The organism is Bacillus sp. L381, from assembly GCF_030284525.1.
GTDB classification, from domain to species: Bacteria; Bacillota; Bacilli; order Bacillales; family Bacillaceae; genus Bacillus; species Bacillus amyloliquefaciens.
This window is the reverse complement of sequence record NZ_CP127224.1, coordinates 2,345,975-2,364,995: the sequence shown is the minus strand read 5'-3', so window position 1 is coordinate 2,364,995 and position 19,021 is coordinate 2,345,975. Positions and strand designations below refer to the sequence as shown.

General features: G+C 45.0%; 25 protein-coding genes and 1 riboswitch. Of the genes, 18 read left to right on the top strand and 7 right to left on the bottom strand.

Going from position 1 to position 19,021, the window contains the following annotated elements; translation table 11 throughout:
* Nucleotides 1-27 precede the first annotated feature (27 nt).
* The 9 genes from QRX25_RS11995 to QRX25_RS11955 all read left to right on the top strand — a co-directional run bounded on the left by QRX25_RS11995 (nucleotide 28) and on the right by QRX25_RS11955 (nucleotide 5,327).
* Nucleotides 28-978 (top strand): magnesium transporter CorA family protein, encoded by a 951-nt coding sequence (locus QRX25_RS11995; protein ID WP_212098468.1) that lies wholly within the window; start codon nucleotides 28-30, stop codon nucleotides 976-978.
* 192 nt (nucleotides 979-1,170) lie between these two features.
* The gene (gene comGA, locus QRX25_RS11990) at nucleotides 1,171-2,241 is read left to right on the top strand and encodes a competence type IV pilus ATPase ComGA (RefSeq protein WP_115997636.1); all 1,071 of its coding nucleotides are present in this window, start codon (nucleotides 1,171-1,173) and stop codon (nucleotides 2,239-2,241) included.
* The gene (gene comGB, locus QRX25_RS11985) at nucleotides 2,228-3,265 is read left to right on the top strand and encodes a competence type IV pilus assembly protein ComGB (RefSeq protein WP_212098466.1); all 1,038 of its coding nucleotides are present in this window, start codon (nucleotides 2,228-2,230) and stop codon (nucleotides 3,263-3,265) included. Before comGA ends, comGB begins: the two co-directional genes overlap by 14 nt.
* Before the next feature lie 4 nt (nucleotides 3,266-3,269).
* Entirely contained in the window at nucleotides 3,270-3,578 is a 309-nt protein-coding gene (comGC, locus tag QRX25_RS11980; protein ID WP_115997634.1) for a competence type IV pilus major pilin ComGC, read from the top strand.
* The gene (gene comGD / locus QRX25_RS11975) at nucleotides 3,568-4,005 is read left to right on the top strand and encodes a competence type IV pilus minor pilin ComGD (RefSeq protein WP_045510590.1); all 438 of its coding nucleotides are present in this window, start codon (nucleotides 3,568-3,570) and stop codon (nucleotides 4,003-4,005) included. Before comGC ends, comGD begins: the two co-directional genes overlap by 11 nt.
* A 31-nt stretch (nucleotides 4,006-4,036) precedes the next feature.
* Complete coding sequence (locus tag QRX25_RS11970; protein WP_258415241.1) at nucleotides 4,037-4,303, top strand: type II secretion system protein; 267 nt, start codon at nucleotides 4,037-4,039, stop codon at nucleotides 4,301-4,303.
* Nucleotides 4,212-4,712, top strand: coding sequence for a competence type IV pilus minor pilin ComGF (comGF, locus tag QRX25_RS11965; protein WP_249199234.1), 501 nt, complete (start codon nucleotides 4,212-4,214; stop codon nucleotides 4,710-4,712). Before QRX25_RS11970 ends, comGF begins: the two co-directional genes overlap by 92 nt.
* Before the next feature lies 1 nt (nucleotide 4,713).
* Nucleotides 4,714-5,091: a competence type IV pilus minor pilin ComGG gene (gene comGG / locus QRX25_RS11960; protein WP_212098464.1), complete on the top strand. Its 378-nt coding sequence runs from the start codon at nucleotides 4,714-4,716 to the stop codon at nucleotides 5,089-5,091.
* A gap of 56 nt (nucleotides 5,092-5,147) precedes the next feature.
* The gene (locus QRX25_RS11955) at nucleotides 5,148-5,327 is read left to right on the top strand and encodes a YqzE family protein (protein ID WP_016938971.1); all 180 of its coding nucleotides are present in this window, start codon (nucleotides 5,148-5,150) and stop codon (nucleotides 5,325-5,327) included.
* Nucleotides 5,328-5,367: 40 nt separating this feature from the next.
* Here QRX25_RS11955 and QRX25_RS11950 read toward each other — a convergent pair whose 3' ends face one another.
* Nucleotides 5,368-5,697, bottom strand: a complete 330-nt coding sequence (locus QRX25_RS11950; protein WP_045510605.1) for a DUF3889 domain-containing protein — start codon at nucleotides 5,695-5,697, stop codon at nucleotides 5,368-5,370.
* A gap of 257 nt (nucleotides 5,698-5,954) precedes the next feature.
* Here QRX25_RS11950 and tapA point away from each other — a divergent pair, with 257 nt between their 5' ends.
* The 3 genes from tapA to tasA all read left to right on the top strand — a co-directional run bounded on the left by tapA (nucleotide 5,955) and on the right by tasA (nucleotide 8,032).
* On the top strand, nucleotides 5,955-6,626 hold the full coding sequence (gene tapA / locus QRX25_RS11945) for an amyloid fiber anchoring/assembly protein TapA (RefSeq protein ID WP_212098462.1): 672 nt from the start codon (nucleotides 5,955-5,957) through the stop codon (nucleotides 6,624-6,626).
* Nucleotides 6,598-7,182 carry a signal peptidase I SipW gene (gene sipW, locus QRX25_RS11940; RefSeq protein ID WP_212098460.1) on the top strand — a complete coding sequence of 195 codons (585 nt, stop codon included), beginning with the start codon at nucleotides 6,598-6,600 and terminating at the stop codon, nucleotides 7,180-7,182. The genes tapA and sipW overlap by 29 nt, the downstream gene beginning before the upstream one ends.
* 64 nt (nucleotides 7,183-7,246) lie before the next feature.
* Nucleotides 7,247-8,032, top strand: coding sequence for a biofilm matrix protein TasA (gene tasA, locus QRX25_RS11935; protein WP_013352862.1), 786 nt, complete (start codon nucleotides 7,247-7,249; stop codon nucleotides 8,030-8,032).
* A gap of 47 nt (nucleotides 8,033-8,079) precedes the next feature.
* Here tasA and sinR read toward each other — a convergent pair whose 3' ends face one another.
* From sinR to QRX25_RS11915, 4 genes are all read right to left on the bottom strand, one after another.
* Nucleotides 8,080-8,415, bottom strand: a complete 336-nt coding sequence (gene sinR / locus QRX25_RS11930; RefSeq protein ID WP_014470659.1) for a transcriptional regulator SinR — start codon at nucleotides 8,413-8,415, stop codon at nucleotides 8,080-8,082.
* A gap of 33 nt (nucleotides 8,416-8,448) precedes the next feature.
* The gene (gene sinI, locus QRX25_RS11925; protein ID WP_013352860.1) at nucleotides 8,449-8,622 is read right to left on the bottom strand and encodes an anti-repressor SinI; all 174 of its coding nucleotides are present in this window, start codon (nucleotides 8,620-8,622) and stop codon (nucleotides 8,449-8,451) included.
* Nucleotides 8,623-8,801: 179 nt separating this feature from the next.
* Nucleotides 8,802-9,596: a YqhG family protein gene (locus QRX25_RS11920; RefSeq protein ID WP_065981875.1), complete on the bottom strand. Its 795-nt coding sequence runs from the start codon at nucleotides 9,594-9,596 to the stop codon at nucleotides 8,802-8,804.
* A gap of 20 nt (nucleotides 9,597-9,616) precedes the next feature.
* Nucleotides 9,617-11,287 carry a DEAD/DEAH box helicase gene (locus tag QRX25_RS11915; RefSeq protein ID WP_065981874.1) on the bottom strand — a complete coding sequence of 557 codons (1,671 nt, stop codon included), beginning with the start codon at nucleotides 11,285-11,287 and terminating at the stop codon, nucleotides 9,617-9,619.
* Nucleotides 11,288-11,431: 144 nt separating this feature from the next.
* A riboswitch (glycine riboswitch) is annotated at nucleotides 11,432-11,532 on the top strand.
* 178 nt (nucleotides 11,533-11,710) lie between these two features.
* Here QRX25_RS11915 and gcvT point away from each other — a divergent pair.
* The 3 genes from gcvT to gcvPB are packed head-to-tail and all read left to right on the top strand — an operon-like array spanning nucleotide 11,711 to nucleotide 15,640.
* Nucleotides 11,711-12,811 (top strand): glycine cleavage system aminomethyltransferase GcvT, encoded by a 1,101-nt coding sequence (gcvT, locus tag QRX25_RS11910; RefSeq protein ID WP_115997629.1) that lies wholly within the window; start codon nucleotides 11,711-11,713, stop codon nucleotides 12,809-12,811.
* A 14-nt stretch (nucleotides 12,812-12,825) separates the two neighbouring features.
* The gene (gene gcvPA / locus QRX25_RS11905; RefSeq protein WP_212098458.1) at nucleotides 12,826-14,172 is read left to right on the top strand and encodes an aminomethyl-transferring glycine dehydrogenase subunit GcvPA; all 1,347 of its coding nucleotides are present in this window, start codon (nucleotides 12,826-12,828) and stop codon (nucleotides 14,170-14,172) included.
* The gene (gene gcvPB / locus QRX25_RS11900) at nucleotides 14,165-15,640 is read left to right on the top strand and encodes an aminomethyl-transferring glycine dehydrogenase subunit GcvPB (RefSeq protein ID WP_065981871.1); all 1,476 of its coding nucleotides are present in this window, start codon (nucleotides 14,165-14,167) and stop codon (nucleotides 15,638-15,640) included. The genes gcvPA and gcvPB overlap by 8 nt, the downstream gene beginning before the upstream one ends.
* Nucleotides 15,641-15,687: 47 nt before the next feature.
* Here gcvPB and QRX25_RS11895 read toward each other — a convergent pair whose 3' ends face one another.
* Entirely contained in the window at nucleotides 15,688-16,071 is a 384-nt protein-coding gene (locus QRX25_RS11895) for a rhodanese-like domain-containing protein (protein ID WP_013352854.1), read from the bottom strand.
* Nucleotides 16,072-16,264: 193 nt separating this feature from the next.
* On the opposite strand from QRX25_RS11895, the gene lipM reads away from it, so the two are divergent.
* From lipM to QRX25_RS11880, 3 genes are all read left to right on the top strand, one after another.
* The gene (lipM, locus tag QRX25_RS11890; protein WP_065981870.1) at nucleotides 16,265-17,101 is read left to right on the top strand and encodes an octanoyltransferase LipM; all 837 of its coding nucleotides are present in this window, start codon (nucleotides 16,265-16,267) and stop codon (nucleotides 17,099-17,101) included.
* 99 nt (nucleotides 17,102-17,200) lie between these two features.
* On the top strand, nucleotides 17,201-17,629 hold the full coding sequence (mntR, locus tag QRX25_RS11885; protein ID WP_065981869.1) for a transcriptional regulator MntR: 429 nt from the start codon (nucleotides 17,201-17,203) through the stop codon (nucleotides 17,627-17,629).
* A gap of 112 nt (nucleotides 17,630-17,741) precedes the next feature.
* Nucleotides 17,742-18,617 carry a patatin-like phospholipase family protein gene (locus QRX25_RS11880; protein WP_212098456.1) on the top strand — a complete coding sequence of 292 codons (876 nt, stop codon included), beginning with the start codon at nucleotides 17,742-17,744 and terminating at the stop codon, nucleotides 18,615-18,617.
* On the opposite strand, the gene QRX25_RS11875 is transcribed toward QRX25_RS11880, so the two are convergent.
* A complete protein-coding gene (locus QRX25_RS11875; RefSeq protein WP_013352850.1) occupies nucleotides 18,614-19,009 on the bottom strand; it encodes an SA1362 family protein in 396 nt (131 codons plus the stop codon). The two genes, QRX25_RS11880 and QRX25_RS11875, sit on opposite strands and share 4 nt — an antisense overlap.
* Between the last annotated feature and the right edge of the window lie 12 nt (nucleotides 19,010-19,021).

The window sequence follows — 19,021 nt, the reverse complement described above, 5'->3', positions numbered from 1 at the left end:
GAAAGCGATACTGGAGGCTGACAAGAGATGAAGGTACATTCGGGAGCGGACTGGGTTTGGTACCAGCTCGGTCCGCATGAAAAAACAGAAGCGAAAAAAATGATCCGCCACAATCATTGGCCGCAATGTGAAAAGTGGTTTGAACATGAAAACCATATAAACTTTCTGCGCTCAGATACAAATGAACAGAATAATGAAGCGGTTTTCGGTTCTTTAATCTATCATCAAGGATTAGATGATGAAAAAAATCATACCGTATTTCACTTTTATATTACGAGAGACTTCTTTTTTACGATTAATTTTGATTTTTCGCTGCTGCGCGGTATAAAAGAAAAGCACGCCACACAGCAGATCCAAACCTGCGAAGATGCGATAGAAGGCTTTTTTATTCTGCTCGGCGAGCTGATGAATTCCTATCTTATCGGATTAGATGAATTTGAAGTCAAGCAGCGGACGCTGAAATGGCAGATTCATGATGACAACAGTAAAGGAATCTTGGAAAACGTGCATAAACTGCGCCATGAACTGTTCATTTGGAAAGGGCTGACGCTGGGAGCTAAAAAAGTGGAAATGGCTTTAAAAGAAGCTTTTCTCCCGAAAAATGACAAGCAGAAAGATTATCTCAGGGCTCATCAAAAGATGGAAAGAGGCATTACATATATCAATGAATTTGATCAGGAACTGAGCAATCTGCTGCACGCCGAGGAAGTCATTACATCCCAAAGAGGAAATGAAATTGTGAAAGCACTGACGATCTTTACAACTCTTTTTACACCGATGACGGCGCTTGGAGCTCTCTGGGGGATGAACTTTGATAACATGCCGGAGCTTCATTGGAAATATGCGTATATCGGTTCCATTGTGCTTATTATCGTATCAACCCTGCTAATTTATATTTATCTGCGGCAGAAGGGCTGGACAGGGGATATTCTGAAGGAGAATCAAAAGAAATATTTGCGGAAAGAAAAGAAACGTTAAGCAGAGCAGGCGCACGCCTGCTTTTTTTATGGCCGAAAATTGCTGAATGGAGCCGGGTTTTCTTCAGTAAATCAATATTAAGCGGCTTATTTTTGCTTTTTTTACGATTTACACTGTGCAAAAAGCATCATTTCTCCTTTGATCACTTTTGTGTATTTGATTTACAATACGTGTCGGAAGGAGGGAAGTCTTATGGAGAATATTGAAACATACAGCAGGAACATCATCAACGAGGCCTATATGGCAAGGGCTTCAGATATACACATTGTGCCGAGGGAAAGGGATGCTTTCATCCATTTTCGCATCGGTCATGCTCTTGTGAAAAAAAGAGTCTTAAAAAAAGAGGAATGCGTAAGGCTTATTTCTCATTTTAAATTTTTATCGGCCATGGATATAGGAGAAAGACGAAAGCCGCAAAACGGATCACTGTCTCTGCCGCTTCCAACGGAAACCGTTCATTTGAGGATGTCAACCTTGCCGACAATGAATGATGAAAGTCTTGTCATCAGGCTATTGCCTAAGAGGCAGATTCCCCCTCTGGATAAACTGTCCTTATTTCCGGGGGCAGGCGCCGCATTATTATCCTTTCTGAAGCATTCGCACGGCCTGCTTCTTTTTACCGGCCCGACCGGATCTGGAAAAACAACTACCCTTTACTCGCTTGTCAACTATGCAAAACGGCATTTCAACCGGCGGATTGTCACGCTGGAAGATCCCGTAGAAACGAGAGATGAAGATGTTTTGCAAGTTCAGGTGAATGAAAAAGCCGGAGTCACATATTCCTCCGGTTTAAAAGCGATTTTAAGACATGACCCCGATATGATCATCTTAGGGGAAATCAGAGATGCCGAGACGGCTGAAATCGCAGTCCGTGCGGCCATGACGGGCCACCTCGTACTTTCAAGCCTGCATACAAGAGATGCCAAGGGCGCCATATACAGGCTGCTGGAGTTCGGGGTGAACATGACGGAAATTGAACAAACCGTAATTGCCATCGCCGCTCAGCGTCTGGTTGATTTAACGTGTCCGTTTTGCGAAACGGACAACTGTTCCGTGTACTGCCGTCTGTACAGGCAGACACGCCGTGCGGGGATTTATGAACTGCTTTACGGAAAAAATCTCACCCAGTGCTTTCAGGAAGCAAAAGGAGAGCACGCCAATTTTCAATATCAGACGCTTCGCAGGCTGATCAGAAAAGGTATCGCGCTCGGTTATGTCACGACTGATAATTATGATCGGTGGGTGTATCATGAAGCGGATTAAAAGAACCTGGCCGTTGAAGGATCAAGCGGCTTTTTTGAAAAGGCTCGGTGAAATGACGGAAAAAGGGTACAGTCTGATTGAAGGGCTCAAACTGCTGAAACTCCAGCTCCATAAACGTCAGCTTGCAGAGCTGACGGACGGAATCCGCCGGCTGAGGGAAGGCGATGCGTTTTACCAAGTGCTTGAGGCACTGTCTTTTCATAAAGAAGCCGTCTCCATCTGCTATTTCGCGGAGAAACACGGAGAATTGCCGGGGGCGATGAAACAAAGCGGCGAATTGTTGCAGAGAAAGCTCATGCAGACGAATCAAATCAAAAAAATGCTCCGGTATCCGATGTTTTTAATATGTTCCGTCTGCGTCATGTTTTATATCCTGCAAAGTTTGATTATTCCGCAGTTTTCAGGGATTTATCAATCAATGAATATGAATACTTCCGGTGCGACTGCTTTCATCTTTGCGTTTTTTCAGCATTTTCATGAAGCCTGCGCACTGGGGATGGCAGCCGTTCTCAGCTTGTTTTTGTACGTTTGGTTCTTATGTAAGAAAAAATCCCCGCAAGACAAAATGCTTATCGTTGTGAAAATCCCCCTGATAGGAAAAGCGGCCGTTCTTTTTAACAGCTACTTTTTCTCTTTACAGCTCAGCAGTCTTCTGAAATCCGGTCTTTCTATCTATGACAGCTTAACTGCTTTTAAAGAACAATCTTTTCTGCCTTTTTACCGTGAAGAAGCAGAGATGCTCATTACACGTTTGAAAGCCGGCGAAACCATAGAATCTGCTCTTTCCGGGCATCCGTGTTATGAAAAAGACCTTGCGGCTGCAGTCAGTCACGGACAGGCAAACGGCCGGCTTCATCGCGAACTTTATACGTACAGCCAGTTTATGATGGAGCGTCTTGAACAAAACGCGGAGAAGTATACCGGTATTCTCCAGCCTGTCATTTACGGTGTTGTGGCCGGTATGATTTTACTTGTTTATATGTCAATGCTGATGCCGATGTACCAGATGATGAACCAAATGTAAGGGAGTGCTTCGTCTGAAAAATCAAGAAGGATTTACATTAATTGAAATGCTGATCGTTTTATTTATTGTTTCCATTCTGCTTTTAATCACGATTCCTAACGTTACAAAACATAATCAAAGCATTCAGCATAAAGGCTGTGAAGGACTGCAGAATATGGTGAAAGCCCAAGTGACGGCGTACGAAATCGACCATGAAGGAAAAATGCCGGAGATGAACGACTTACAATCAGAGGGATATATCAAAAAGAATACAGCCTGCCCGAATGGAAAACAGATTTTAATAAAGGGCGGGGAAGTTACAGTTGAACAATAACCGGCTGACAGAAAACGGATTCACCCTTCTTGAAAGCCTGGTTGTGTTAAGTCTGGCGTCTGTATTGCTGACTGTTTTGTTCACGGCGGTTCCGCCGGTTTATACCCATTTGGCCGTGCGGCAAAAAACAGAACAGCTCCAAAAAGATATTCAGCTTGCTCAGGAAACGGCTATCGCAGAACATAAAAGAACAAAAATCACTTTTCTCCCAAAAGAGCATAAATACAAGCTGCAGTCAGCAGGAAGGATTGTCGAGCGTTCCTTTGATTCGCTTCACATTACACTTGTGACTTTACCGGAGAGCCTTGAATTTAACGAAAAAGGCCATCCGAATTCCGGCGGAAAGATTCAATTGAAGAGCGCGGGATTCACTTATGAAATAACAGTTTACTTAGGGAGCGGAAATGTCCATGCAGAACGGAAATAAGGGGTTCTCTACTATTGAAACACTATCAGCAATGGCTATTTGGCTGTTCCTTATGATTTCTATCGTTCCGGTCTGGACGGGCATGCTGACAGACAATCTGAAAATAGAAGAACGCCAGGAAGCGTACCAGCTTCTTCATAAACATATCAGCGCATATATGATGTCCGGAAAAAAGCAGCCGTCTCCCGGTGTGACGTGGAAGGAGGATGGTGATTATTACAAAGTCTGTGCGGCTGTCCGCGGCGAAAAAGAAATGTGCCTCAGCATTCTCAAAACAGAATGGCTTTACGCTTCTTAATGTTTTGGTCTCCTTGGCAGTCTGTCTCTTCTTATCAGGCACTCTGAGCCCGATTTTACATTTGTTTTTATCAGGCCGGACCGATAACGGCGGAATAGACAGCCGGGAGTATCATATTGCCGTTCAGCAGATCATGAATGAATGTAAACAGGCTGAGACTGTGAAGCCTGCGGATGGCGGACGGTCGTTAACCTGCCGGAAAACAGGAGGCGAAGAAGTCCGTTTTGAAATCTATCACACGATGATAAGGAAAAGAGTGAACGGAAAAGGCCACGTGCCGATCCTGCATAATGCTGCTTCATTAACGGCTGATGTGAAAAACGGCCTGATTTTAGTGGGAATCACAAGCGTTACAGGTAAAAAGAAGCAGACGGCTATTCCGGTTTACAGCTCTTTAAAAGGTGATTAAAATGTACAAATCTGACGGGTTTATATATCCGGCGGTTCTGTTTGTTTCTGCCGCAGTTTTACTTGTCATCAGCTATACTTCATCTGATTTCATCACCCGAAAAACATTTGCAAAAGAGGCCGGGGAGTACTGGATTGGTGAGAACCTGCTTCAAAACGGCGCCCTGCTGTCAAGCCGTCATATGATACAGGGACAAAAGACTCAGTCGGGTACACAGCGTTTTCCGTACGGAACTGTCTCCTTTTACATCGACGGGAATGATCGCCGGGAAACGGTTCAAGTTACAATAAAGGCGGTAACAGCATCAGGGACGAGACGGGAGGCTCACCTTTTATTCAATCATAAGAAGAAAAAGCTGATTCAATGGACAGAAGTATAAAAAAGAGGCGGCGGGACAACACTTCATAATAAAGACAGCAATATGAGGTGAGAGCCATGAAAACAAACGATTATGTAAAATATATGACTGAGCAATTCGTTAAATATTTCGATACGCCGAAACAGGAACGGAAAGAGCGAAAAGAAGTGCGGAAAGAAAAGAAAGTGCCGGCTTCTCAGCACTGGTTCGGAATATTGCCATATGGTTTTAAGCTGTGGATGCAGCGGAAAAAATAAAGTGCAGCACCTGAAAGGTCCTCCTGATATAGGAGGGCCTTTATTGGTATTCCTCAATAACCGCAATTTTATTTACCTTTTGGCTGTAGGGATTAAAAGAAATCGTAACAAACACACCAAATTCTTTAGCGCCATCCCGCAATGTCAAGTGATATTGTTTGACTGCTTCATCCGTTCTTTTCCGATCCCACACCTTTTGAATAAATAACGTTTGAGCGAGCGGATATCTTTTTTTAGCTTCTTTTTCTGCGATTTTTTCCCATTTTGATTTATGGTGAACAGCATAATAAGGCACCGTTTCCGCTTGAGCAATCCCTGAAACTCCGAAACCAAGAATTGAAAGGCAAATCAGACTTTGTTTGATCATCATTCTTCGTCCTTTCGCTGTATATACTTTCCATTTTGTGCTGGTCACTCCGTTATTTTCTCACATTTTATTAGAAAAAATTCCAAAAAGGTGTGTAATTTGGAGCAAAACGTTGTTTTTAAAGGATATATTCTTAAAAACGAACAATTTGATCGTTTTTGACATTTTCCAAGACGGTAAACCTTGATTATACTTTGTTCATGCGGTTCTTTAAAGAGAACGAACATCATATTTATAAACAGTTTTACAGGGGGTAAGGCATGTTCCGATTGCTGCGAACGGAAAAAAAGGGCAAGGTGAGATCGAGAATGATGCTGTTTTTACGGCTGTCGTTCATTTTCTGCCTGCCCGTGACGATATGTGCTCAGTTTACGGGAGACACAAGTTCCTCCTTTAATGATGTGAAAAGCTTCAGTCTCCCGGTTCAAACGTGCGGAGATTTTCGATATACAGATGACAATTGCCGCTATGACGAACGCTGGGATCAAAGTGATTTACATATCACCAATCAAACTGATACGTCAGGCACCGTGTGTGCGCCGCTTCAACTTTATGCGGAGCTGGAGAATAGGGGGAAAGAGCGGACTGTTTCTGACTGGAAATGGGAGCTCCATAAAATCGCCTCTCAGCAACAGCCTTTACAAAACGGCAATGTCGTGGATAAAGGGCTTATTACTGATAAAAAAAGCAAAACGATTTATAAAATGGAGTCAAAGCGGGCCTTGCAGCCGGGAATTTATGCATTCAAGGTTTACAAGCCTGAAGGATATCCTGCGAACGAAGAAAAATTTGAGTGGTCAAAACCGATGAAGCTTGTCAAGTGCCAGGAACAGGCGACGGCTTCCGATTCGAAGAAAACAGAGAAAAAACCGGCTGAGCCGGTAAAAGAAAGCGGGGAAGAACATGAAAAAAACACTGAAACTGATCAGTAATATTTTGTATGCCGTAATCTTCAGCTTGATTATTGTGCTGACATTGACGGTAATCTCGACCCGGGCTTCCGGCGGTGAGCCGGCCATCTTCGGCTATACGCTGAAATCCGTGCTGTCGGGTTCAATGGACCCGGAATTTAAGACGGGTTCACTCATAGCGGTAAAGAAAATTTCTGATGTGAATGACTTAAAAAAAGGCGATGTCATCACTTTTACACAAGATGACGGATCAGCCGTAACACACAGAATAATCGGGATCACAAAAAAGGGCGGGCACCTGATGTTTGAGACAAAAGGAGACCATAATGCCGCTCCGGATGCCGCACCCGTTCCAGCTGAAAAAGTGGCAGCTCTGTATACGGGATATCAGCTCCCGTATGCGGGATATGTAATACATTTGGCCAGCCAGCCGATCGGAACAGCGATTTTGTTAATCGTTCCCGGCGTCATGCTTTTAATTTACTCAATAACAGTCATTGCCAGCGCTCTCCGCGATATCGAGCGGAAAACGAAAGCGCTGGAAGAACATGAGAGAAACGGGACCATGTCCACATGAATAAGGTTGCAACCTGGCGACAGGATTTGATAACAAAAAATGAAAAAGTAAGGGGAGTACAAACATGGGTATGAAAAAGAAATTAAGCTTGGGCGTTGCCTCAGCCGCACTCGGTTTAGCATTAGTAGGAGGAGGCACATGGGCCGCATTTAATGATGTGAAGTCCACGGACGCCACATTTGCGTCAGGAACGCTTGATTTATCGGCTAAAGAACAATCAGCCAATGTCAATTTGTCAAACTTAAAACCAGGAGACAAATTGACAAAAGATTTTGAATTCAGAAACAACGGTTCACTTGCCATTAAAGAAGTGCTGATGGCTTTGAATTTTACTGACTTCAAAGGAGCAAAGAAAGGAAACGAATCTGCGGAGGATTTCCTCAGCCAGTTTGAAATTACGGTTCTGACAGTCGGCAAAGAAGGGGGCAACGGCTATCCTAAAAATATCATTTTGAAGGCGGCCAGCCTGAAAGACTTATACTTAATGTCTGCAAAGCAGGATAAAGCTGCTGCCGAAGCGATCAGCAAGCACATTGATCCGAAGTTCTTGAGTGAGAGCGGAAAAGTCAATGTAGCAACCATTAACGGCAAAACAGCGCCTGAGTATGACGGGGTTCCGAAAACGCCTGTAGATTATGATCAAGTGCGGATGGAAATCCGATTTAAAAATGATACCGCAAAAGACGCAAACGGTCTGAGTGTCCAAAATAAATTCCAGGGCAATGCGATTTCTCTTCAATTCTCATTTGAAGCAACGCAATGGAACGGATTGACCATTACGAAAGATCATACGGATAAAGACGGTTACGTGAAGGAAAATGAAAAGGCTCATAGTGAGGATAAAAACTGATCCGAATGCCGGACAGATAAAAGAGGAGTTGTGCACATATGGCGGCACTACTCCTCTTTTTGCGCTTTTCTCCATTTTTGATATTCTAAAAATTCACGAAATTGTTTTTTTGATACCCCGGATGTCATCGCATCACGAACTAATTTCTCCCATTCACTATCTAATTGACCATCGTATTCGGTTTCATGTTTTTCATCAAGTAAAGTATGAACCGAGACGTCCAGAACAGCGGAGACTTTTTCTAGAAATTGAATGGAGGGGTTCGTCTGTAAATTTCGTTCTATTGAGCTTAAATAAGACTTCGCTACCCCAGCTTTTTCAGCTAGTTCTGATAGTGAGTAGCCTTTTTCTTTTCGGTATTGTTTAATACGCTGGCCAATCAATGTCATCACCTTCCTTGTGATATTATAGCACATTCAGAAAGGATTTACGGTATGACTTCTGGCGGCCTGGATATGTTGAGAAGACTTTTTATGCGAATGCAGGTATTTGCGTATCTCTTCTAGGCTGATATTTGCTTTTTGGGCTTCTAATATCAGTTCAACCCATTCCTTATCTAATTGCGAAAACTCTGTTTTTGCATTTTTCATGCATTTTCTCCTCCTAAAATACTTGTTTATGTATTTCAGCCAATCCGGCCATGACCTTATCTTTATTTCATGTCTGGAAGTGATTCATCGCATGCGAAACGCCAGAAATTTTTTCTGTATACCTTTATTATAATATAGAATTTCTAAAAAAAACGGGAAAGCTGTCGAATGGATAACGCTTATCCAGAAAAATTACTTTGCAGGAAAAATAAACCGCCGTTCTCGATCTGAATGTGAATTTTCGGCTGATATAAGGCTTTCAGCGCTTGTTTTTCCAATTGGTATTCCTCAGGCTTTTCCTCTGTCTGCTCATAAAACTGATCGAGAAGCCTGAGGTCCTTCTTCCATCTGGCGATCGCATTGTCAGCCCAGTCTGACGGCTCTTTGGCGGCAGCGTTTTTCAAATAATGCTCCATCCTTTTAATCCCGCTTTCCGGCTTAATCATCGGCGATATGGTAAAGCAATAGTCTGATATTTGTGATGTCAGCGGAAGCGGTGCAAGCTTCTGCTGAAATCCTTCTATAATTGTTCCAGATACAAGATGCAGGCCTAAAGACAAAAGTCTGTCTTTTTTCATGTCGGATTGGTATGAAATCACTACATTTAATCCAAGCCAGGGCTGAAGCGGGACTCTGGCTCCGGCTGATACAATTTTCTCATATATTCTTGTAAATCTCCCATTTTGTTTAACTGCTTGAAAGATTTGAAAGAGCCGCGGGGCTCCGAAGTAAATAAATTCGCCGTCCATATCATCCGGAGCCGTTTCTTTATCAGTGATGAAAGTGATCTTCATCGGATTCGGTTCTCCGCCCGTTTTTTCACGCCAATGCCAATAAAACGGCCGGTTCATAATTTGTTTGTCCATCTCAACCGTCAATTGAACCGTCATAAAACCCGGCCCGTGTTCAGTAATCGGGCAGTGGTTCGCTTCAAAAAAGCGCAGTAAAAATTGGTGAACCTCCTGCTGTCTCATGTCGCGCTTCCTCCTTTAGATTAAGAGCCTTTTTTTCTGGCTTGCTTTTCCGTACCGTACGATAGAAAAGAGGTAAGATTGTCCATTTTGATTCGCATTTCTTCCTCTGTCAGCGAGTGGCATAAAATATCATGTAAATGGTCTTCAAAATTGTTCACTTTGATTTTTGTTAAAATGTCATCTAATTCTCCGACGACATTTTCGAATAAATGAATTTTGTCATACAGAAGTTTTAAGATATGCTCTTCTACCGTATGTTTTGTCGCCATGTTGTAAATGTGGACATCTCTTTCCTGACCGAGTCTGTGTATCCTTCCGATTCTTTGTTCAAGCCGCATCGGATTCCACGGGAGATCATAGTTGATAATATGATTACAGAATTGCAGGTTGATCCCTTCGCCGCCGGCTTCCGTAGCGATCAGCACTTGCACTTTCCCCCGGAAGAGATCCTTCATCCAGTCTTTTTTTCCGCGCTTAAATCCGCCTCTGAACGGAACAGAGCTTATGCCGTTCTGCTGAAGAAACCATTGCAGGTAAATCTGTGTCGCCCGGTACTCAGTAAAAATAATGACCTTGTCATTAATCTTTTGGATCAAGTCAACAACTTGGATCGCTTTTGAATTTTGCGTGACTTGATTGATGCGGTCCATTAAATTCGCAATCGTCTGTTCATCGAATGCGGGCGCTTTTTGCTCCTTTTGATCAAGCATTTTTTTAAGTGTCATATACACGGCTTCCCTGCTTGAACAGCACTCTCTTTGCAGCGTCATAATGGAAAATGCGCTTGTCGGCTTTTCCGTGCCGTTTTTCAGTGCGGCAATGTCATCGTAAAGCGCCTGTTCCGTCGGTGAAAAGGTGATCGGCACTGTTTCGACGTGGCGCTTCGTCCATGTAAGCCCTGTGTCGCTCCGTGTGTTGCGGATCATTACCTTATTGACGAGCTCTTTCAAATGCTCATGAGCGTCAATTCCGTCCTTTTGATTGAACGTTTCTTGAAACCCGCTTTCATTTCCTAAGTGGCCGGGCTTTAACAGTGACACCAAATTAAAAATTTCTTCGATCCGGTTTTGGATCGGGGTTGCCGTCAGAAGCAGGCAGTATTTCTTCACAAGACTTCTCGCAAATTCATAATTTTTCGTTTTGCTGTTTTTGAGCTTGTGCGCCTCGTCAATAATGACGAGATCATACGGAATAGAAAGCACAATCTCCTTGTGAGGTGAGCGTTTGGCCGTATCAATAGAAGAAACGACAATATCGCACTGCTCCCACACATAGCTTTTCTTCTGTTCAACAGCCGGTATTAAAAACTTCTCCTGAAGCTCTTTCACCCATTGGGAAACGAGTGATGCCGGCACAAGAATCAGAATTTTTTTGGCCAGCCCGCGAATCATGTATTCTTTTAAAATCAGGCCCGCTTCCACCGTTTTTCCGAGCCCCACTTCATCAGCCAAAATCGCCTTGCCGTTCATTTTTTCAACGACTTTCTGGGCAACTTCAAGCTGATGGGGAAGCGGAGTGAAATCGGGCAGGTATAAAGGAGCCCTCAACCCTTCAAATTCAGGAATGGCGAGAGTCTGCTGGACTTCAGCCGACAGTTTGTACAACTCCCAATTTGACCAGGGACCGTCCGTTTTCAGCCGCTCAGAAAACTCTCCCGGCCAGTTTGCATCAAATATGATCTCTGCTGTCATATGTAACAAAACCGCCTTTCTTTTAAAAAACTGATTTATCATAATTTTTGTTGCCGGACGTAAGTGAGGGTGGTAGGATATAAGTAATGATTTCACCCAAGATATTGCTTTAGTATGTCCATAACAATTGGTAAATATGAGCGAATGACAGTAAGGGGAGAGACTCGGAAGAAAGATGTGCATCCGGGCGCCGAAGGAGCAAACTGCGGAGTGAATCTCTCAGGCAAAAGAACTCTTGCTCGACGCAACTCTGGAGAGTGTCTGCGAGCAGAAAAGGCAGACCACCAAAGGGGACGTCTTTATGAAGTTTTCATAAAGTAAACTTTCAGGTGCCGGGACAGAGAAACCTTCATTTTCATGAGGTGTTTCTCTGTCCTTTTTTATATGTCTTTACAATGCGCCAATGACTGAAGGGGGAAGATGATGCTGAAACGAACACCGCTTTATGACGTATATAAAGAATACGGCGGAAAAACGATTGATTTTGGAGGATGGGAGCTGCCTGTTCAATTTTCTTCTATTAAAGAGGAGCATGAAGCCGTCCGCACAAAAGCGGGCCTGTTTGATGTGTCCCATATGGGAGAAGTCGAAGTATCCGGTCAAGACGCCCTGTCTTTTCTGCAAAAAATGATGACAAATGACGTTGCCGACTTAAAGCCGAAAAGCGCGCTCTATACCGCCATGTGTTATCCCGACGGAGGCACGGTCGATGACTTGCTGATTTATCAGAAAAGCGAAACCTGCTATCTGCTCGTGATCAATGCGTCTAATATTGAAAAAGACATCGCTTGGCTGAAGGAACATGCAAAAGGGGACGTCACATTAACGAATCAGTCTGACGAGATTTCACTGCTTGCCGTTCAAGGGCCGAATGCTCAGGCGGTTCTTTCGAAGCTGACTGAATGTGATTTGGCTTCCTTAAAGCCGTTTACGTTTATTGATGGAGCGGACGTTGCCGGACGCCAAGTCCTGCTTTCAAGAACGGGATATACCGGTGAAGACGGGTTTGAGCTTTATTGCCGCAACGAAGACGCGGTTCATCTTTTTAAGGAGATTCTTGCAGCGGGAGAGAATGAAGGACTCGTTCCGTGCGGTCTCGGCGCCCGTGATACGCTGAGATTTGAAGCAAAGCTTGCTTTATACGGTCAGGAATTGACGAAAGACATTACGCCGATCGAAGCCGGAATCGGATTTGCCGTAAAGCACAAGAAAGATTCCGATTTTTTCGGGAAGTCTGTATTGAGTGAACAGAAAGAAAAAGGAGCTCCGCGTAAGCTGGTCGGGCTTGAGATGATTGAAAAAGGGATTCCGAGACACGGATACGCCGTGAAAAAAGACGGTGTTGCAATCGGTGAAGTCACGACAGGCACACAATCTCCGACTTTAAAGAAAAATATCGGCCTTGCCTTAATCAAAACGGAATTCAGTGAAATCGGAACGGAAGTAGAAGTGGAAATCCGCAAAAAAACGGTAAAAGCGAAGATTGTCCGCACACCGTTTTATAAACGTCCAAAACAGAGCTGAAAAAGGAGAGTCATATGAAGCATCGATATTTGCCCGCGACAGAACAGGATAAAAAAGAAATGCTGAAAGCCATCGGCGCAGAAACAATTGATGAACTGTTTGCCGATATCCCGGAAGATGTGAGGTTTCAGAAAGACTACCAAATTAAAAAAGCAAAATCAGAAACAGAGCTGACGAGAGAGCTGACAAAGCTTGCAGCGAAAAATAAGGACGCTGTTACATATGCATCTTTTCTGGGCGCAGGTGTGTACGATCACTATCAGCCGGTTATCGTCGACCATGTGATTTCCCGGTCAGAGTTTTACACGGCATATACGCCTTACCAGCCTGAAATTTCACAAGGAGAGCTGCAGGCGATTTTTGAATTTCAAACGATGATCTGTGAATTAACGGGGATGGATATCGCAAACTCCTCCATGTACGACGGGGGAACGGCGTTGGCGGAAGCGGCGATGCTTGCGTCGGGCCATACGAAAAAGAAAAAAATCGTCATTTCCGCGGCCGTTCATCCGGAATCACGGGATGTCCTGAAAACATACGCAAAAGGCCAATATATTGAGGTTGTAGAGGTGCCCGCGAAAAACGGCGTCACAGACCTTGAAGCATTAGAGCATGCAGTTTGTGATGAAACGGCCGCCGTGATCGTCCAGTATCCGAACTTCTTCGGACAAATTGAGCCGTTAAAGGACATTGAGCCGCTTGCACATAAAGGAAACAGCCAGCTGATTGTTTCTTCAAATCCGCTCGCACTCGGTATTTTGACACCGCCTGGGGCATACGGAGCTGATATCGTCGTCGGGGACGCGCAGCCTTTCGGTATACCTGCGGCGTTCGGCGGCCCGCACTGCGGCTATTTTGCAGTAACGAAAAAACTGATGAGGAAGGTGCCGGGCCGTCTTGTCGGCCAAACGGAGGATGAAAACGGGCGAAGAGGGTTTGTTCTCACCCTTCAGGCGCGCGAGCAGCATATCAGAAGAGACAAAGCCACCTCCAACATTTGCTCAAACCAGGCGCTGAACGCTTTAGCGGCCTCAGTTGCGATGACGGCGCTCGGAAAAAATGGCGTCAAAGACATAGCCCGCCAAAATATACTGAAAGCTGATTACGCGAGACGCCAAGCGGAAAAAGCCGGCTTGCACATAGCGTTTGACGGCCCGATGTTTAATGAGTTTGCAGTCAGGCTGAATGAGCCTGTCAAAGAAGCAAACCGCAGGCTCTTACAACAAGGCATAATCGGCGGATATGATTTAGGCCTGGCGTATCCGGAACTGAAGCAGCATATGCTCATTGCCGTCACAGAGCTGAGAACAAAAGAAGAGATCGATTCGCTTATTGCGGGATTGGGGGATCAACATGAATAATCAAGATCAGGCGCTTATTTTTGAAATGTCCCGCGAAGGGCGTGTCGGTTACAGCCTTCCGGAGCTTGATGTACCGGAAACGGAGCTTGAAAGCCTTCTTCCGGGTGATTATATCCGCAATGAAGACGCAAAGCTTCCGGAAGTATCAGAGCTTGATATTATGCGGCATTATACCGCACTTTCAAAGAGAAACCACGGGGTTGATTCAGGTTTTTATCCGCTCGGCTCCTGTACGATGAAATACAATCCGAAATTAAATGAAAAGATTGCCCGGTTCCCAGGCTTCTCTGCTATTCACCCGCTTCAGGACGAGGACACGGTTCAGGGAGCGCTTGAGCTTTTATACGATTTAAGCGGACACTTGGAGGAAATTACGGGTATGGACGAGGTGACGCTGCAGCCTGCGGCGGGCGCTCACGGCGAATGGACAGGCCTGATGATGATCCGCGCTTATCATGAAGCGCGGGGAGACTTCGGACGGACGAAGGTGATTGTTCCCGATTCAGCCCATGGGACGAATCCGGCATCCGCCACGGTCGCCGGATTTGAAACGATTACCGTCAAGTCAAATGAACACGGGCTGGTTGACATTGAAGATTTGAAAAGAGCGGTAAATGAAGAAACAGCGGCGCTGATGCTGACGAATCCGAACACCCTCGGCTTATTTGAGGAAAACATTACAGAAATGGCTGATATCGTCCATCAGGCCGGCGGAAAGCTTTATTATGACGGAGCGAATTTAAACGCCGTTTTAAGTAAAGCAAGACCGGGAGATATGGGATTTGACGTCGTTCATCTTAATCTGCATAAAACATTTACCGGGCCGCACGGCGGAGGAGGACCAGGCTCAGGCCCGGTCGGAGTAAAGAAAGAATTCATTCCGTACCTGCCGAAACCCGTCCTCACGAAAAAAGAGGGCCGTTTGACTTTTGACTATGACCGTCCGCAATCGATCGGGCGCGTAAAGCCTTATTACGGAAACTTCGGCATTAACGTCAGAGCCTACACGTATATCCGCTCCATGGGGCCTGACGGCTTAAAAGCTGTGACCGAAAATGCGGTTTTAAATGCAAATTATATGATGAGAAGACTCGCGCCTTATTATGATCTGCCGTATGACCGTCATTGCAAGCATGAATTTGTGTTATCGGGAAGAAGACAGAAAAAGCTCGGCGTAAGAACGCTTGATATTGCCAAACGGCTTTTAGATTTCGGCTATCATCCGCCGACTGTGTATTTCCCTCTCAATGTGGAAGAAAGCATCATGATCGAACCGACGGAAACGGAATCGAAGGAAACGCTTGATGCCTTTATAGATGCCATGATTCAAATTGCGCGGGAAGCGGAGGAATCACCTGAAACCGTTCAGGAGGCGCCGCATACCACGGTTGTCAAAAGAATGGATGAAACCAAGGCCGCAAGAAAGCCGGTTTTAAAATACGAACATACATCTGCCGGCAGCCGCTGACGGGTGTAAAAAAAGAGCTTCCGTATAAAACGGACAGCTCTTTTTTATTATTGGTTCTTTGCTTTAATTTTTCCGCCCCATTTTTTAAATCCGCCTTTCAGGTTGTAAATATCCTTGCAGCCGTGTTTGCGGAGCGTCTGTGCCGCGCGTCCGCTGCGGACATTGTTTTGGCAGTACAGGTAAACGGGTTTATCAGGACGGATTTCGCTTTTGCGCTGTTTCAGCTGTGACAGCGGAATGTTGCGCGCGCCGAGAATATGGCCGCCTTCAAATTCATTCGGCTCACGGACGTCAATCAGCTGCGCTTTTCTGTAGCCCGCGCGGAATTCCTCTTCCGTAAGTGTTTTCATTAAACGCTGCTGGTAAAAATACGACACGATCATATAAACGATAAACGCCGCAACAATAATTAAAGCAATCATATTAGACAATGCGATTCTACTCCTTTAGCTTATAAAATCAAAAACCCTGCTTGTGAAAACAAGGCTTACCGGACGTTTTGGGACAAATACTATTATAGTAAAGCATGAAGCGATTGTCATCCTTAATGAAACGAAATATTTTTCATTTTCACGTCAGTTTGTTAAACTGATTTTATTAAAACGATAAAGAAGGGTTCAGTGTATGGAAAAAGAAACATGGCGGTTTATTGACTCAGGGAATGAAAGCCCGGCATTTAACATGGCGCTGGATGAAGCGCTTTTATATTGGCACAGCCAAAAAAAAATTCCTCCGGTGATCCGTTTTTACGGCTGGAATCCGGCAACGCTGTCTGTCGGGTATTTTCAAAATATTAAGAAGGAAATTAACTTTGACGCAGTACATAAACACGGCCTCGGGTTTGTCAGAAGACCGACAGGCGGACGGGGTGTTCTTCATGATAAAGAATTGACATACAGCGTAATCGTTTCAGAGGATCATCCGGAAATGCCGGCCACGGTGACAGAGGCGTACCGGGTGATTTCAGAAGGCATTCTGCAGGGATTCAGAAACCTTGGGCTTGATGCCTACTTTGCGATTCCGCGTACGGAAAAGGAAAAAGAAAGCCTGAAAAATCCGCGCTCGTCCGTCTGCTTTGATGCGCCTTCGTGGTATGAGCTGGTCGTCGAAGGGCGGAAAGTGGCGGGAAGCGCGCAGACACGTCAAAAAGGCGTTATTCTTCAGCACGGCTCCATCCTGCTTGACATTGATGAGGATAAGCTGTTTGATCTGTTTTTATATCCGAGCGACAGAGTCCGTGAGCGCATGCAGCGGAATTTCAAAAACAAAGCGGTAGCCATCAACGCTTTAGCGCAAAAACCGGTAACGATGGATGAAGCCAGAGTCGCTTTTAAAGCCGGTTTTGAGGAAGGCCTGAACATTCATCTTGAGCCTTACACACTCACGCCTGAAGAGCTTGCGTTTGTCAATGAGCTGGCCGAGACGAAATACGCGTCTGACGAATGGAATTATAAGCGCTGATTAAGGCTTGACAGACCGGAAGCATCCTTGTTTTTTCATGACCGTTAGTGTAAACTTGTAATGGTTTATAAAGTTAAGGTGCTTTTTGGGAGGGGTACGATGACAACACCAAGTATGGAAGATTATATTGAACAGATTTATATGCTGATAGAAGAAAAAGGATATGCGCGGGTTTCTGATATCGCGGAAGCTTTGGCAGTCCATCCCTCCTCTGTAACGAAAATGGTTCAAAAACTAGATAAAGACGAGTACTTGATTTATGAAAAATATCGCGGGCTCGTATTGACGTCAAAAGGCAAAAAGATCGGCAAACGCCTCGTATACAGACACGAATTGCTTGAGCAGTTTTTAAGAATCATTGGTGTTGATGAAGAGAAGATTTACAATGATGTAGAAGGAATCGAACATCATCTGAGCTGGAACAGCATTGACCGCATCGGCGATCTCGTTCAGTATTTTGAAGATGACGAAATCCGGAAAAAAGAATTGAAATCCGTACAGAAAAAAACCGAAAATCCCGGTGAATAAAGGGCAGCCCGAAATAGGGCGCCCTTTTTTTAATGTCTTCATTCTTTGGTCTATTTCACCAAGCCGTTTCTTAAAATAATAATACACCTTGGATGGAAGGGAGAGGGCGCGTATGCAGATTGACGGCGTATTTTCGGGCGGGGGGATAAAAGGGGTGGCGCTTGCCGGCGCGTATGAAGCGCTTGAAGAAAAGGGCTATTGTTTTGAAAGACTCGCCGGAACAAGCGCCGGCGCGATTATTGCCGCATTTATCGCTGCGGGCTACACGAGCAGAGAGGTTCATTCCATCATAGATGAGGTGGACGGAAGACAATTGCTTGATCAGAGGTACTCCTTCCTCCCGCTGAATATCCTGCAGTGGGTGTCGATATATTGGCGCCTCGGATTATACAAAGGCGATACGCTGGAAAAATGGATTGCGGATAAATTAAAAGCAAAGGGCATCATCGCGTTCGGCGATATGAAAAAAGGATCGCTCCGTCTGATCGCTTCAGATTTGACGAACGGAACGATGATCGTGCTTCCTGACGACCTTCCCCGCTACGGATTAAATCCGGAGATGTTCCCGGTTGCCAGAGCTGTCAGAATGAGCTGCAGCATCCCTTATTTTTTTGAGCCGATTAAACTGAAGACCGAAAAAGGCACCTCAACGGTCGTTGACGGCGGGGTGCTAAGCAATTTCCCGATTTGGCTGTTTTCAAAAGAGCGCAAGCGGCCGGTCATCGGAATTTCGCTTTCGCCTCACGAAAAAGAGCGCCCGAAAAACTCAATCCGCAACGCTTTTGAGCTGTTCGGCGCTTTGTTTGAAACGATGAAAGACGCTCATGATGCCAGGCATATCGCGACGAAGTACGAACAGAATATTATTTTTATTCCGGTGGAAAATGTGATGGCGACGGAGTTTCATCTCACACCGCAAAAAAAACTAGCTCTCATTGAGCTAGGAAAAAGCAGAACAGAGCAATTTTTGAAGCAATGGAGCTATTAAAAAAGCGCTCTGTTTTTCTTTTTATTCTTTTTACCTTCTATGACGGTAAGCTGGGTCTGGCTTTTTTTCTTAAGAATCATCGGCTTCGGTCTGCTGCTGCTCGGCACGCTCCGCAAATGGCTGACCCGTCCTCTGTGAGCGGCGCGATGCTTCGCTTTTTGCTCCTTCATTCGGAGCCGCGATTGTTTGGCCGCTTTTTTGAAAGCGGTTCCGTCACGGCCGGCGCGGCGGTTCAGAACCGATCTCACGATAAAATAAATGATGACGCCTGCGATAATGACGGTAATCGCTCTTGAGATCATCTGCCCGGGGTTTGTTACCGCCGCATAAATGAAACCAAATGCACCAAGCGCTATTAATACAGCAAAAAAAGGTTGTACACGATGATTCATAACTGCCCACCT